Source organism: Janthinobacterium sp. SUN120, from assembly GCF_030397735.1.
Lineage (GTDB): Bacteria > Pseudomonadota > Gammaproteobacteria > Burkholderiales > Burkholderiaceae_D > Janthinobacterium > Janthinobacterium kumbetense.
This window is the reverse complement of record NZ_JAPUBW010000005.1, coordinates 162,719-177,621: the sequence shown is the minus strand read 5'-3', so window position 1 is coordinate 177,621 and position 14,903 is coordinate 162,719. Positions and strand designations below refer to the sequence as shown.

The following is a 14,903-nucleotide window of genomic DNA, read 5'->3' as shown; positions in this document are numbered from 1 at the left end:
CGCTTCTTAGCCACAACTTACTTCCGCTCGCTACGGTTTTGCTAGGCGTTGCAAACCAGTTATCCGCCCACCAGCGACATGCGCACGGTGGGATATTGCTTGCGCCCGCCCAGCTGGGCCAGTGCGCCGCGCACTTCCGAATAGCGGTCGCCACGGCGCTGCCAATGCTGGCGCAGCAGGCTTTCCAGACCTTGCGCGGAATCAAGCCGGGGCCGCAGGTCGAGGCCGTCCTGGGCGAACAAGCACGTAAACAGCTTGCCGTCCGACGACACGCGCACGCGGCTGCAATCGCCGCAGAACGGCTGCGACACGCTGGAAATGAAGCCCACTTCGCCGCCGCCATCCAGATAACGGTAGCGGCTGGCCGTTTCGTGCGAGACAGGCTTGCCTTCGCCCAGCGACACGAGGGGGAATTCGGCGGCGATCAGCGCGCGCGCCGCCTCGGACGTGACGACGTGCGTGCGCGACCAGGCGCCGATGCCGCCCACGTCCATGAATTCGATCAGGCGCAGCACCACGCCCGTGTGGCGGAAATGGCGCGCCAGCGGCACGATCTGGCTGTCGTTGACGCCTTTCTGCACCACCATGTTGACCTTCACGGGAGTCAAGCCCACGGCTTGCGCTACCTCAATGCCGTGCAGCACTTTTTCGACGGGAAAGTCGACGCCATTCATGCGCTGGAAAATACCGTTATCGAGGCTGTCGAGGCTGACGGTGACCCGCTCCAGGCCCGCATCCTTGAGCGACTGCGCCTTGGCCGCCAGCAAGCTGCCATTCGTCGTCAGCGCGATGCTCACGGCGCGCCCATCCGGCGTGGTCAGTTTCGCCAGCGCCTCGATCAGCTGTTCCAGGTTCTTGCGCAGCAGCGGCTCGCCGCCCGTGATGCGGATCTTGTCGACGCCGAGGCGCACAAAGGCGCGCGCCATCGTTTCGATCTGCGCGAAGGACAGGCGCTCGCTCGATGGAAGAAACGGGTAGTCGCTGGGGTACAGCTCGGCCGGCATGCAATAGGTGCAGCGGAAGTTGCACTGGTCGATGACGGAAATGCGCAAGTCCGTCAGGGGGCGGCCCAGCATGTCCACGCACGGTTCGATATGGCTTGGCTGCCGGAGCGCCGGCTGCGGATACAGGATGGTGTTCATGGTGCTTCCCCTCGATAGGCATTCGTCTGGAAGTAGCATAGGACGAATGGGGGCAGGCAAAGAGGTACAGTCCGGCTCCGGCCGATAGAGTACAGACGCGCGGGACTGTGCTCCTACTGCGCTGGCGGTGCGGCAAACACCGTGACGCACAGTTCGGCGCCCGCCGCGCTGAGCAGCGCGCTGCCGCCGCCGCTCTCCGCCGTCGTCACGTTCACCAGTCCCGCGCTGGACAGCGCATTGAGCTGGCGCAACAAAGTGCTCATCTGTACTCCCGCCCGCTTGGCCAGCTTGGCCAGCGACCACGGTTTCTCCGGCGCCTCCTGCCGCGCTTCCCACAGCAGCGCCAGCAGCGCAATCAGTGCCGCGTCGATGCCGTCTTCCTTGTCTTCCTTGTGCATGTTTTTTCTCCTTGTCCACATCATAGATCACGGCCGGCGCCGGCGCGACCGGCATCGTCATCTTGCCATCTGTACTCTGTTTTTTTGTCCGGAACTGTGCGCCTACGGGGCAAGCCGCCGCCCCTACCATGTGATTGTCCCATCGCATATCACCAGGAGAGTCATCATGAGCAAGCCAAAGTCCGACGCGCGCATCGCGCCCTACACCCATGCCGCGGCCGGTTGGGGTGCCCTCAAGTACGTGGCCATCAACCTGTTCAAGGAAAAAGTCAGCGCGGGCAATTACCGTTCGCTGTTCGAGCAAAACCAGCCCGACGGCTTCGACTGTCCCGGCTGCGCCTGGCCCGACCGCGAACACGCGTCGACCTTCGAATTCTGCGAAAACGGCGTCAAGGCCGTAGCCGCCGAATCGACGAGCAAGCGCGTGCGCCCGGAATTTTTCGAGGAGCACACGGTCACCGCATTGATGGAGCAGTCGGACTATGATCTGGAACAACATGGCCGCTTGACGGACCCCATGGTGTACGACGCGGCCAGCGACAAATACCAGGCCATTTCCTGGGACGACGCCTTCGCCCTCGTGGCGCACCACCTGCACGCGCTGGACGACCCGAACCAGGCCGCCTTCTACACGTCGGGCCGCGCCAGCAACGAAGCGGCTTTCCTGTATCAACTGTTCGTGCGCGCCTACGGCACGAATAACTTCCCCGACTGTTCCAACCTGTGCCACGAAGCGACGAGCCGCGGCTTGCCGGAAACGGTGGGCATCGGCAAGGGCACGGTGCTGCTGGACGACTTCGAGCATGCGGACACCCTGCTGCTGTTCGGCCAGAATCCCGCCACCAACCACCCGCGCATGCTGGGCGAACTGCGCGAAGCGTCGCGCCGCGGCGCCACCATCGTTTCCATCAATCCGCTGCACGAACGGGGCCTGGAGCGCTTCACCAGCCCCCAGCATCCGCTGGAAATGCTGACGGGCGGCAGCACGAACATCTGCTCGCTGTTCATCTGCCCCACCCTGGGCGGCGACTTCGCGCTGATCAAGGCCATGGCCAAGCGCGTCGTCGAACTCGATGATGAAGCCATCGCTCATGGCCAGGAGCGCGTGCTCGACTGCGATTTCATCGCCGAACACACGAGCGGCTTCGACGCCTTCACCGCCGACCTGCGCGCGGAAAGCTGGGACTTGCTGCTGGCCGAATCGGGTGTGGCGCGTGACAAGATCGAAGAATTGACGCAGATCTATGTGAAGGGCAAGGCCGTCATCGCCACCTGGGGCATGGGCGTGACGCAGCACAAGAATTCGCTGGCCACCGTGCAAATCCTGTCGAACTTGATGATGATGCGCGGCAATATCGGCAAGCGGGGCGCGGGACTGTGCCCCGTGCGCGGCCACTCGAACGTGCAGGGCGACCGCACCATGGGCATCGAGGAACAGCCGACCAAGGAATTCCTCGACCGCCTGGGTCTCGTCTTCAACTTCGAGCCGCCGCGCCACCACGGCTATGACGCCGTCGGCACCATCGAAGCCATGCTGGAGAAGAAGGTGAAAGTGTTCGTTGCCCTGGGCGGCAATTTCTCCATGGCCACGCCGGACACGCCGCGCACCTGGGACGCGCTGCGTTCGTGCGACCTGACCGTGCACATCGCCACCAAGCTCAACCGCAGCCACCTCGTGCACGGCAAGGATGCGCTGATCCTGCCCACCCTGGGACGCACGGAAATCGACGTGCAGTCGGGCGTGGCGCAAGGCGTGACGGTGGAAGACTCGATGAGCATGGTGCATATCTCGTTCGGCATGAACCAGCCCGCCTCGCCCAATCTGCGCTCGGAAATCGCCATCGTGGCCGGCATGGCGCAAGCGACCCTGGGCAGCGAGAAGATCGACTGGCTGCGCTATTCCGGCAACTATGCCTTGCTGCGCGATTCCATCGAGCAAGTCTTTGACGACTTTTTCGACTACAACTTGCGCGTGGCCAAACCGGGTGGTTTCCATCTGGAAATCGCCTCGCGCGAACGGGTATGGAAGACGGAAAGCGGCAAGGCGCAATTCCTCGTCAACGCCGTGGAACTGGACACGCCGATCCACCGCGCCCGCCAGCAATACGGCGAGCGCCTGATGGTGCTGATGACAACACGTTCGCACGACCAGTACAACACCACCATCTACGCCATGGACGACCGCTACCGCGGCGTCTTCGGGCAGCGCCGCGTCGTCTTCATCAACAAGGACGATCTGGCCATGCTGGGCTTTGCGGCCGGCGACTGGGTCGACCTGATCGGCGTGTGGCACGACGGTATCGAGCGCCGCGCCGACCGTTTCCTGCTGGTCGAGTACGACATCCCGCGCGGCTGCATCGGCGCCTACTACCCGGAAACCAATCCGCTGGTGCCGCTCGACAGCGTCGGTTACGGTTCGCGCACGCCGACCTTCAAATCCATCCCCGTGCTGCTGTCGCCTTCGGCCGCAGTCAGCTGAGCAGGAGAACGCCATGTTCGGTTTCGATACCCTGGACCTGTCGCGCGCGCAATTTGCGATGACGGCCATCTTCCACATCCTGTGGCCCATCTTGACGATCAGCCTGTCGCTGTTCCTGTTCGTCGTCGAGGCGCTGTGGCTGCGCACCAGCGACCCCGTCTACTACCGCCACGCGCGCTTCTGGAGCAAGTTGCTGGTGCTCAACTTCGCCGTCGGCGTCGTCAGCGGGATTCCCCTGGAATTCCAGTTCGGCACCAACTGGGCGCCGTTTTCGCACCATTCCGGCCAGTTCATCGGCAACATCCTCGGCTTCGAAGGCGCCATGGCCTTCATGCTGGAAGCGGGCTTCATCGGCGTCATGATGTTCGGCTGGGGCCGCGTACCGAAGGGCGTGCATCTGTTTGCCACCGGCATGGTGGCGCTGGGGTCCAGCATTTCCTCGTTCTGGATCATGGTCGCCAATTCCTGGATGCAGACGCCGGCCGGCGTGCGCGTAGTCGACGGCAAGATCATCGTCACCGATTACGTGGCCGCCATCTTCAATCCCGACATGGCCTGGGCCGTGGGCCACATGTGGGTGGCCGCCGTGGAAACGGGCTTGTTCGTCATCGCCGGCATTTCCGCCTGGTATATGTTCAAGCGCCGCGAACCGGCCTTCTTCGCCCGCTCGTTCAAGCTGGCGCTGATGTTGCTGTTGGTCATCGCACCGTTGCAAGTGTGGCTCGGCGATTCCAGCGGCGTCGATGTCTTCAAGACCCAGCCCGCCAAGGGCGCGGCCATCGAAGGCCACTGGCACACGAACCCCGATGGCGAAGGGGCCGCCTGGTCCTTGCTGGCCTGGCCCAACCAGGCGGAGCAAAAGAATGACTGGTCCGTCGAAGTGCCCGGCATGCTCAGCGTGATCGCCACGCATAGCGCCACGGGCAAGATCACGGGCCTGGCCGACATCGCCCGCGCAGACCAGCCGCCCATGCTGCCGCTGCTGTACTACGCCTTCCGCGCCATGGCCGGCATCGGCATGTGGTTCGTGCTGCTGTCGTTCTGGACCTTCGTGGCTTGGCGCAAGGTGGGTGGACGGGTGCAGGAGTTCGTGCGCAACCGCAAGCTGCTGCTGGCCTGGGTGCTGACGATTCCGCTGCCCTACATCGCCGTCGAGTGCGGCTGGATCGTGCGCGAAGTGGGACGCCAGCCGTGGGTCGTGTACGGCTTGCTGCGCACGCGCGACGCCGTCTCCGACGTGGCGGCCCACGCCGTGGCCGGCAGCATGCTGATGTTTGCCGTGTTTTACGTCGTGCTGTTCCTCACCTTCTTTGTGTTTGCCAAGAAATGGCTGCAACAAGGCCCGGACGTGGCGCTGCCGCTGCCGGACGCCGCCCATGCCGTGGGGTATTGACATGCGCCGCCATCTGACTAGGAGTATGTAATGGATATGAATTCGCATGCCATGCTGGGCAATGCCTGGTTCGGCTTGATCGGCCTGATGCTGATCTTTTACGTCGTCACGGACGGCTTCGACCTGGGCGTGGGCATCCTCAGCCTGTTCACCCGCCGCGAGCAGGAACGCAACCTGATCTTCCAATCGATCGCCCACGTGTGGGACGCCAACGAAACCTGGCTGGTGGTGGTGGGCGGCGCCCTGTTCGGCGCCTTTCCCAGCGCTTACGCCACCTTGCTGGAACAGCTGTACATTCCCATCATGCTGCTGATCGCCAGCCTGATCATGCGCGGCGCCTCGATCGAGTTCCGCCATGCGGCCGGCAACAAGCGCCTGTGGGACGTGGTCTTCGGCGTGGGCAGCCTGCTGGCCGCCGTGGCGCAAGGCGTGGTGCTGGGCGAGGTCATCACGGGCTTGCAGCCGGGCCCGCTGAGTGCGGTCTTCACGGCCTGCACGGCGCTGGGCGTGGTGGCCGGTTATTGCCTGCTGGGCAGCACGTATCTGATCAAGAAGACGGGCGGCCTGCTGGAAGCGGCGGCGCGCCGCTACGCGACCACCAGCGTGCTGGCGACGGTCGCGGCCGCCATCGTGCTGTCGGCCGGCACCATGGTCTTCAGCGCCATCGGCCACGACCGCTGGGCGCAGCCGGGCGTGTTCGGCGTGCTGCTGGCCCTGGCCGCCATCGCCGCCAGCGCCTTCATCTACATCCTGTGGGCCGTGCATGTGAACGGCGTGCGCGGCCCCTTCCGCGGCGCCATCGTGCTGTTCCTGGCGTCGTTCGCGGGCCTGGCCATCAGCTTCTTCCCGGACCTGGTGCCGGGCAAGCTGAGCATCGCGGCGGCCGCGTCCGATGAACCGACCCTGATCTTCATGCTGATCGGCATGGGCACGATGCTGCCGATCATGATCGGCTACAACCTGTTCCAATATTACGTCTTCGAGGGCAAAGTCGTGCCCCGGAAACATTGATTCACATCACAGCATGCGTCTTCCATCATGATCATTCGCCCCACCACCAACTGGTTCCGCATGCTGTTTGTCTGGGATGGCTCGGTGCTGCAAGCCATCATCCCGCAATTGCTGCTGATGCTGGTCGTCAGTTCGCTGGCCTTGCTGACGGATGGCCGTATCTTCGGCGTCAAGATTCCGCTCGATACGGCGCCGTTTCCCATGGTCGGCATCAGCCTGGCGATCTTTCTCGGCTTTCGCAATAACGCCAGCTATGCGCGCTTCGTTGAGGCGCGGCATATCTGGGGGCAATTGCTGATCGCCGCGCGGGCCCTCGCTTCACAGGCGTTCACGTATCTGCCGCAGGAAACGAGCGGCCTGGACCACCAGTTGCTGCTGCGCCGCCTGGTCGCCTTCGTCTACGCGCTCAAGCACCAGTTGCGCCAGACGGACCCGCAGGAAGACCTGGCGCGCTACCTGCCGGCCGAAGACGTGCAGCGCTTGCAGGGCGCCAACTTCAAGCCCGTCGCCATACTGCATGCGGTGCGCGCCATGCTGCACGACGCCGTGCAGCGCCAGGGGGGCCAGACGCAGCTGCTGTGGATGCTCGACACCCAGCTCAACGACCTGGCCGCCACCGTGGCCGGCTGCGAGCGCATCAAGAACACGCCGATCCCGTATCCGTACGGCGTGCTGGTGCACCGCACCGTCTACATGTATTGCTTCCTGTTGCCGCTGGGCCTGGTGGACGCCATCGGCGTGGCCACGCCCCTCATTTCCGTCTTCGTCGCCTACACCCTGTTCGCGCTGGAAGCCATCGCGCAGCAGATCGCCGAACCGTTCGGCCTGGCGCCCAACTGCCTGGCCCTGAACGCCATGACGCGGGAAACGGAACGCTCGCTGCTGGAATTACATGGCGACCCGCTGCCGCCGTCGATACGGCCCTGCCCGCGCTATCAGATCGATTAACTGGAGGATACCTATCATGGAATGCGACATCACCACCATCGAACGCGACGGCTACCTGGACGTTCCCATGGTGCGCCACCAGGGGGGCGTGGCCACGGCGGGCCGCGACATGGTGGCCGAGGAGTATCCCGTGGCCCTCGTCTACAACGGCATCGCCCACGCCGTGATGATGGCCACGCCGCGCGACCTCGAGGAATTCGCCGTCGGCTTTACCTTGACCGAAGGCATCGTCGGCAGCGTGCGCGACATCTACGACCTTGACGTGTGCTGCGGCGAGGATAGCGCGGAAGTGCGGCTGACCATCGCGCAGCCGGATTTGATCAAGCTCAAGGCCCGCCGCCGCGCGCTGACCGGGCGCACGGGCTGCGGCGTGTGCGGCATCGAAAGTCTGGCCCTGCTGGACCTGGTGCCGGAAAAGATCACGCGTCCCCTGCCGCCGCTGGTGGCCAGCAGCGCCATCCTCGGCCGCGCCGCGCGCGAACTGCTGCCCTACCAGGAACTGATGCACAAGACGGGCGGCGTGCATGCGGCCGCCTGGTGCACGGCCGAGGGCGCCATCGTGAAAGTGTTCGAGGACGTGGGCCGGCATAACGGCCTCGACAAGCTGATCGGCTACCTGGCCCTGCACCGCATCGCCATGCACGACGGCTTCGTCTTCCTGTCCAGCCGCGCCAGCTATGAACTGGTGCGCAAGTCGGCGCGCATGCATATCGGGCTCGTCGCCACCATCTCGGCACCCACCTCGCTGGCCATCCGCATCGCGCGCCAGGCCGGCATGCAGCTGGCCAGCTTTTGCCGCCGCGACGGCTTTGTCGAATACACGGCGGAAGATGGGGAAAACAAGGGCCAGCATGCACCCTGAACGGCCGATGCTACATTCTTTGCCGTAAAGCAAGTGCACGCTTGACTTGGCGCCACGGCAGGCTTTCAATGTCCATTGTTTCCACTTATTAACATTGCCCCCGTGCCAGAGCACGGCGCGGCAGCGATGAAAGGATGGCGCGATGGCCCTGGCACAGGAGCAGCATCTGATGGATACATGGCAAACGGGCGGCTTGAAGCCGCGCGCCTGCGACTGCGGCGGCACCGTCTTCACCATCCTGCACCAGCGCGTGATGGCGGACATGCGGCGCCGGCAATTCCTGGGCGGCGCGGCCGCCATGCTGGCGCCCTTCGTCGGCTTGTCCACCAGCAACGCCATCGCCCAGCAGCCGCAAACGCCCCAGCGCCCCCTGCTGCTGACCAATCTGCGCCTGTTCGACGGCACGGGCAAGGCGCCCCGTTCCGGCATCCACGTGCTGGTGACGGGCCCGACCATTACCGCCCTGTTGCCGGCCGGCGAAAAGGTGGACGGCGCGCAAGTGATCGATTGCCAGGGCAAGCTGGTGATGCCGGGCCTGATCGACGCCCACTGGCACACCATGCTGGCCGCCATCAACCAGGTGACGGCCATGACGTCCGATATCGGCTATCTGTACCTGGTGGCGGCACAGGAAGCGCAGCGCACCCTGCTGCGGGGCTTTACGTCCGTGCGCGATCCGGGCGGCCCCGCGTTTGCATTACAGCGCGCCATCGATGAAGGCATCGTCGACGGCCCCCGCATCTTTCCGTCCGGCGCCATGATTTCGCAAACGTCGGGCCATGGCGACTTCCGTTTGCGCTCCGACATCCCCCGTGCGGCGAATGCGCCGCTGGGCATGGCGGAGACGGCGGGCATGGCCATGATCGCCGATGGCGAGGCGGAAGTGCTGCGCCGCGTGCGCGAGCAGCTGATGCTGGGCGCGACGCAAATCAAGATGATGGCGGGCGGCGGCGTCGCCTCCATGTACGACCCGCTCGACAGCACGCAGTATTCGGAGCGCGAACTGCGCGCCGGCGTGGAAGCGGCCGCCGACTGGGGCACGTATGTGATGACCCACGTCTACACGCCGAAAGGCATACAGCGGGCCATCCGCGCAGGCGTGCGCAGCATCGAGCACGGCCAGCTGGCGGACGACGACTCCGCGCGCCTGATGCGCGACACGGGCACATGGTGGAGCCTGCAACCGTTCCTGCAAGACGCGGATGCGAATGTGTATCCCGATGCGGCGCGCAAGGCCAGCCAGAGGATCGTATCCGAAGGCACGGTGAGGGCGTATGCGCTGGCGCAAAAGTACGGCATCAAGACGGGCTGGGGCACGGACATCCTGTTCAACGCGAAAAACACGCCCACGCAAGGCCGCCAGCTGGCGAAACTCACGCGCTTTTACGATCCATTGACCTTGCTGGCGCAGGCGACGGGGCAAAATGGCGAACTGCTGGCCCTGTCCGGCCAGCGCTCGCCCTACCCTGGCACCTTGGGCAAGCTGGCCGCGGGCGCGCTGGCCGACTTGCTGGTGGCCGATGGCGACCCTGCGAAAAACCTCGATTTCCTCGCCCAGCCGGAAGAAAACCTGCTGCTGATCATGAAGAACGGGCGCATCTACAAGGACAAATTGCGCGCGCCATTGGCAAGCTGAAGGCGGGCGCGTTGGCAACGGCGTTGGCTTGCCGCATAATGCGCCCATGTTCAAACTGACTTTTCTCGGCACGTCTTCCGGCGTGCCCACGCGCTACCGCAACGTCACGTCGCTGGCCCTGCAAACCACGCACAACCGCGACTGGTGGATGATCGATTGCGGCGAAGCCACGCAGCACCGGCTGCAGCGCCTGCCCCTGTCCGTGCACGACCTGGTGGGCATCTGCATCACCCACGTGCATGGCGACCACAGCTATGGGCTGCCGGGCTTGCTGGCCAGCGCCTCGATGACGGGGCGCAAGAAGCCCCTGCTGCTGATCGCCCCGGCCGCCATCAAGGCCTGGATCGACGCCACCTTGCTGCACACGGAACTGTTCCTGACGTATCCGCTGATCCACATCGACGTGGACAGCGCGCCAGTGGTCTACGAGGAAGCGGGCTTGACCGTCTCGCGCCACGCGCTGTCACACCGCGCACCGAGCGTCGGTTATCGTTTCGCGCTGGAAACGAGCAGGTGGAAGCTGGACAAGGCGGCCCTGCAGGCGGCCGGCGTGCCGCCCGGTCCCACCTGGGGACTCTTGCAGGCTGGCCAGGATGCGCTGCTCGACGATGGCACGGTCTTGCGCGCCGCCGCTTTCCGCCAGACGGAAACGCAGCGCGCCACGGTGGTGGTCGGCGGCGACAACGACACACCGGCCTTGCTGGCCGACGCTTGCGCGGATGCGCAATTGCTCGTGCATGAAGCCACCTACACGGAAGCCATGCTGCAAAAGGTGGGGCCCGGCCCCACGCACAGTTCCGTGCAGCGCGTGGCGCAGTTCGCCGAAGCGGTCCGCTTGCCGAACCTGATCCTCACCCACTTCAGCGCCCGCTATCACCATGCGGAAGGCATGGCCGAGCTGGAAGCGGAAGCGCGGCTGCATTACTCGGGTGAACTGTTCCTCGCGCGCGATTTCGACAGCTATGAACTCGATGCGGCCGGCGTGCTGACCAAGCTGCCCGCGAAATCGTCGCTCAATGGGGATTGACGCCATACTGCGCCGCATACTCGGCCGCCAGAGCGCGCGCCGCCTGCTGCTGTGACGGCGTGAGAATTTCCAGCAACTGGTCGCGGTTCTTGATCGATTGTGCGCTGCCCGCCTCGGCCGGCATGGCGATCCACGCATACGCCTGCACGTAATCGAGTTCCACGCCCTGCCCCTGCGCGTACAGCAAGCCGTATTCATTCTGCGCCGACAGGGAACCGGCTTCGGCCGCCTGCTTGTACCAGAACGCCGCCTCGGCATAGTCTTGCGGTACATCAATCCCCTTGCGGTAAGCCTGCGCCAAGTTGAATTGCGACTGGCCATCGCCCGCCTCGGCCGCCTGGCGGCCATACGCGAGCGATTGCGCCATGTCTTGCGCGACGCCATCGCCGCCCGCATACATCAGGGCCAGATTCGCCAGCGACGGCGGGAACCCCGCCTGCGCGGCCGCCGTGAACAATTCCACCGCTTTCGGCAAATCCTGCGTCACGCCATGGCCCTGGTAATACAGGCTAGCCAATAAATGCTGGCCGGCCGGATCGCCCGTGCGCGCCGCCGCATCGAATTGCTTGAAGGCCTCGGCATAATGACCGTCGTTATAGGCGAGGATGCCCGCTTCATTCAAAGATTCAGGAGAGGAGCTCATAAAGATTCCTTATTCGGGGATTTTTTTGGCATTGTACACAGCACTGTTCCGCGCAGAATGCACGATAGGAAACCGTGTGGCGCATTGCCGGATTCATGCAGTATGATGATTCTCCGCCTGATGTAATCCGCGCATTGTGCACTCGTGCCAGCCCAAGAATATCGCCATGAAACTGATCGCTCTGCTTTTATCCCTGATTTCCACCTCGGTCTATGCTGGTACCTTGCATCTGGATAAAGCCGCGACAGGCAAAGTGCGGCAAGCGGCCGATATCCGCTATGCGAATCACGATGAAAAACAGACGTATCGGCTGAAAATCGGAAAGCAGTGGATGCATGGCAGTTGCAGCAGCAGCGGCACGGGCAATTTGCACGCGCTGCTGCTGGACATGAATTTCGACGGCCATGCCGACCTGTGGGTCACCGGATACACGGATAGCCAGGGACGCATCCGCTGTTCCGATGTATGGTTATGGGATGCGCCAGCGCAGCAATACCGTTTCAATCAACCCTTGTCAGCCATTCCGAATCTGAACATCAACATGGCCGAGCAAAGAATCGAAGGGGGCATACCCAATTGCGGCTGCGCGGCGCAATGCTTTTATGAAGACAGCTATGCGTGGCAAGCCAGCAAATTAATTACCATCGCCCGGCGCGAACAGGATTGCGAGCGTTACCGGGAATACCGCTTGAATGACAAAAACCATTTGATTATCGTCAAGGATGAAATCATTGATAGCGGCAATCCTGGCCAGCAGGCAATCGAGAATAGCAAAATCTTTGACTGGCAACGCCATGCGCAAACCATGCGCAAATCCTGGGAATGAGGTTTATCCAACCTCATTGCCGCCACAGACACGACACCAGCGAGTAATTACATGACGACACATCCAGCTTCCATTACCTTCCATCCCGCCAAGGCGGAAGACACTCCGGCCTTTATCGACTTGCGGGGCAGGACGCGGCAAAACGCCGTGTCCGCGGAACGCCTGGCGGAAGTGGGCATCACGGCCGGCACCTGGGCGGAAATGATGCGTTCGGGCAGCCTGCCTGGCCACGTCTGCCATCATGACGGCCAGCTGGTCGGCTACTGCTTTGGCGAGCGCGACACGGGCGAAATCATCGTCCTGGCGCTGCTGCCGGAATTCGAGGGGCTCGGTATCGGCAAGACCTTGCTGGAATTGGTGATGACGGAACTGCGCGCGCACGGTCATCAACGGCTGTTCCTCGGCTGCTCCGACGACCCCGCTTCGCGTTCCTACGGCTTTTACCGCTACCTGGGCTGGACCTCGACGGGCGAGACGGACAAATACGGCGACGAGGTGCTGGAGTTTCGCTTTACGGCCTAGCGTCTAGCCCGGCACGCGGCTGGCATCCCACACGCGCAGGATCTGCGTAATGGCACCGTCCAGCACGGCGTAGCCCACGCCATCGCGGGTCTGGATAGCCACGCCCGACAGAAAGCTGTCGAAGACGGACGCCAGCGCCACGGCATCCATATCACCAGGCAATTCGCCGCTGGCCATGCCCCGCTCGACGCAGCGCACGAAGCCGGCACGCGTGCGGGCGCGCGATTGCGTGAGGGGCGCGGCCACGGCCGCATGCTCGGCCGTCGGCGCGCTCATGCAGCCGAGCGCCACCATGCAGCCGGGCGGGTGGCCCGCATCGGACTGCATGCTGGCCGACTGGCGCAAGGCCAGCTCGATGGCTGCGCGCGGCGCCAGGCCATCGTCCCACAGGCATTCCGTCACGCGTGCAAACGTGTCCAGATAGCATTGCGCCGCTTCGCGGAACAGCGCTTCCTTCGAGCCGAACGCCGCATAAAAGCTGGGCGCGGAAATGCCGCCGCCCAGGCTCGCCTTGAGCTGGCTCAAGGACGTCGATTCATATCCCTGCTGCCAGAATAAAAACATGGCCTGCTCGACCGCCGCTTGCCGGTCGAACGTGCGCGGCCGTCCCATTTGCGCCATCCATCGTTCCTTTTCATCTACCCGTATGCTACTTACATACTACTCGATACAAAAGTCGTTGACAACGCGGCACGCCATCACCTATATTTGTACCGATCGATACATATGTACCGCAACGACGGTCAGGGGCACTCCTGCGCCTGATCACTTGACAAGGATGTTTGCCGTGAATCACGCCACTATCACTACCGGAGCCAGCCCTGCGCCGGCCGACCGCCTCCCCGTCGCCGGCTTGCTGGCCCTGGCCATGACGGGTTTTATCTGCATCGTCACGGAAACCTTGCCCGCCGGCTTGTTGCCGCAGATCAGTACGGGACTCGGCATCAGCGCCGCGCTGGCCGGGCAAATGGTCACGGCCTATGCCCTCGGCTCCCTGCTGGCAGCCATTCCGCTCACCATCGCCACGCGCGGCTGGCGCCGCCGCAACGTGCTGTTGCTGACCATCATCGGCTTTCTCGTGTTCAATACCGTCACGGCGCTGTCGTCCCACTACTGGCTGACCCTGGCGGCCCGTTTCTTTGCCGGCATGGCGGCCGGACTGGCGTGGAGCTTGCTGGCCGGCTACGCGCGGCGCATGGTGGCGCCGCATCAGCAAGGCCGCGCCCTGGCACTGGCCATGGTGGGCGCGCCCGTCGCCCTGTCCCTGGGCGTGCCGCTGGGCACCTTGCTCGGTTCGCTGGTGGGCTGGCGCGCCGCATTCTGGATCATTTCCGCCCTGACATTGATCCTGATCGCCTGGGTGCTGGCGAAGGTGCCGGACTATCCGGGCCAGTCCGTCCATGAACGCCTGCCCCTGCGCCGCGTCTTCACGACGCCGGGCGTGCGCCCCGTGCTGGCCGTCGTCATCGCCTGGATGCTGGCGCACAATATCCTCTACACCTACATCGCCCCATTCGTGGCGCCGGCCGGATTGACGGAGCGGGTCGACCTGGTCCTGCTCGTCTTCGGCGTCGCCGCCATGGCCGGCATCTGGATCACGGGCAAGCTGGTCGAGCGCCACCTGCGCGCCGCCGTGCTGGCCAGTCTGGCCGTGTTCGGCGCCACGGCCCTCGTGCTGGGCATCGCGTCACAGTTTCCCATTGTCATTTACCTGGGCATGGCCGTCTGGGGCTTGTCCTTTGGCGGCGCGGCAACGCTGTTGCAGACGGCGCTGGCCGACACGGCAGGCAATGGCGCCGACGTGGCCTTGTCGATGAACGTGGTGGCGTGGAATGGCGCGATTGCGGCCGCGGGCGTGGCAGGCGGCGCCCTGCTGGAAACCTGGGGCGCGGGCGCCTTCCCGTGGGCCATGGTCAGCTTGCTGGTGCTGGCCTTTGCAATCGTCTGGTCGGCCCGCGCGCATGGTTTCCGGCCGGGACGGCGCAGCGGCGGCGCGCCCGTGGCCGGGCATTGAGC

General features: G+C 64.2%; 14 protein-coding genes. 10 read left to right on the top strand and 4 right to left on the bottom strand.

The genetic code is table 11. The annotated features are described in order from the left end of the window. Positions 1–59 precede the first annotated feature (59 nt). On the bottom strand, positions 60–1,142 hold the full coding sequence (gene moaA, locus O0879_RS23505; protein ID WP_289919077.1) for a GTP 3',8-cyclase MoaA: 1,083 nt from the start codon (positions 1,140–1,142) through the stop codon (positions 60–62). A gap of 113 nt (positions 1,143–1,255) precedes the next feature. Further along, positions 1,256–1,540: a helix-turn-helix domain-containing protein gene (locus tag O0879_RS23500; RefSeq protein ID WP_289919075.1), complete on the bottom strand. Its 285-nt coding sequence runs from the start codon at positions 1,538–1,540 to the stop codon at positions 1,256–1,258. A 166-nt stretch (positions 1,541–1,706) separates the two neighbouring features. Between O0879_RS23500 and O0879_RS23495 the strand changes: the two genes are divergently transcribed. From O0879_RS23495 to O0879_RS23465, 7 genes are all read left to right on the top strand, one after another. After that, on the top strand, positions 1,707–4,019 hold the full coding sequence (locus tag O0879_RS23495; protein WP_289919074.1) for an FdhF/YdeP family oxidoreductase: 2,313 nt from the start codon (positions 1,707–1,709) through the stop codon (positions 4,017–4,019). Positions 4,020–4,032: 13 nt separating this feature from the next. Beyond that, positions 4,033–5,412, top strand: a complete 1,380-nt coding sequence (locus O0879_RS23490) for a cytochrome ubiquinol oxidase subunit I (protein ID WP_289919072.1) — start codon at positions 4,033–4,035, stop codon at positions 5,410–5,412. Between the two features lie 30 nt (positions 5,413–5,442). Next, entirely contained in the window at positions 5,443–6,423 is a 981-nt protein-coding gene (locus O0879_RS23485; protein WP_289919071.1) for a cytochrome d ubiquinol oxidase subunit II, read from the top strand. Positions 6,424–6,450: 27 nt separating this feature from the next. Further along, entirely contained in the window at positions 6,451–7,371 is a 921-nt protein-coding gene (locus tag O0879_RS23480) for a bestrophin family ion channel (RefSeq protein ID WP_289919069.1), read from the top strand. 16 nt (positions 7,372–7,387) lie between these two features. After that, positions 7,388–8,233 (top strand): formate dehydrogenase accessory sulfurtransferase FdhD, encoded by an 846-nt coding sequence (gene fdhD / locus O0879_RS23475; protein ID WP_289919067.1) that lies wholly within the window; start codon positions 7,388–7,390, stop codon positions 8,231–8,233. 169 nt (positions 8,234–8,402) lie between these two features. Beyond that, positions 8,403–9,869 (top strand): amidohydrolase family protein, encoded by a 1,467-nt coding sequence (locus tag O0879_RS23470; protein ID WP_289919064.1) that lies wholly within the window; start codon positions 8,403–8,405, stop codon positions 9,867–9,869. A gap of 46 nt (positions 9,870–9,915) precedes the next feature. Then, a complete protein-coding gene (locus O0879_RS23465; protein WP_289919063.1) occupies positions 9,916–10,896 on the top strand; it encodes a ribonuclease Z in 981 nt (326 codons plus the stop codon). Here O0879_RS23465 and O0879_RS23460 read toward each other — a convergent pair. Further along, complete coding sequence (locus O0879_RS23460) at positions 10,883–11,539, bottom strand: tetratricopeptide repeat protein (RefSeq protein WP_099664930.1); 657 nt, start codon at positions 11,537–11,539, stop codon at positions 10,883–10,885. The two genes, O0879_RS23465 and O0879_RS23460, sit on opposite strands and share 14 nt — an antisense overlap. A gap of 166 nt (positions 11,540–11,705) precedes the next feature. Between O0879_RS23460 and O0879_RS23455 the strand changes: the two genes are divergently transcribed. Further along, entirely contained in the window at positions 11,706–12,365 is a 660-nt protein-coding gene (locus O0879_RS23455) for a hypothetical protein (protein WP_289919061.1), read from the top strand. 51 nt (positions 12,366–12,416) lie between these two features. Further along, positions 12,417–12,887, top strand: a complete 471-nt coding sequence (locus tag O0879_RS23450) for a GNAT family N-acetyltransferase (protein WP_289919059.1) — start codon at positions 12,417–12,419, stop codon at positions 12,885–12,887. Between the two features lie 3 nt (positions 12,888–12,890). Here O0879_RS23450 and O0879_RS23445 read toward each other — a convergent pair whose 3' ends face one another. Further along, positions 12,891–13,508 carry a TetR/AcrR family transcriptional regulator gene (locus tag O0879_RS23445; RefSeq protein ID WP_289919057.1) on the bottom strand — a complete coding sequence of 206 codons (618 nt, stop codon included), beginning with the start codon at positions 13,506–13,508 and terminating at the stop codon, positions 12,891–12,893. Between the two features lie 247 nt (positions 13,509–13,755). Between O0879_RS23445 and O0879_RS23440 the strand changes: the two genes are divergently transcribed. Then, entirely contained in the window at positions 13,756–14,901 is a 1,146-nt protein-coding gene (locus O0879_RS23440) for an MFS transporter (protein WP_289919215.1), read from the top strand. Positions 14,902–14,903: the final 2 nt, after the last annotated feature.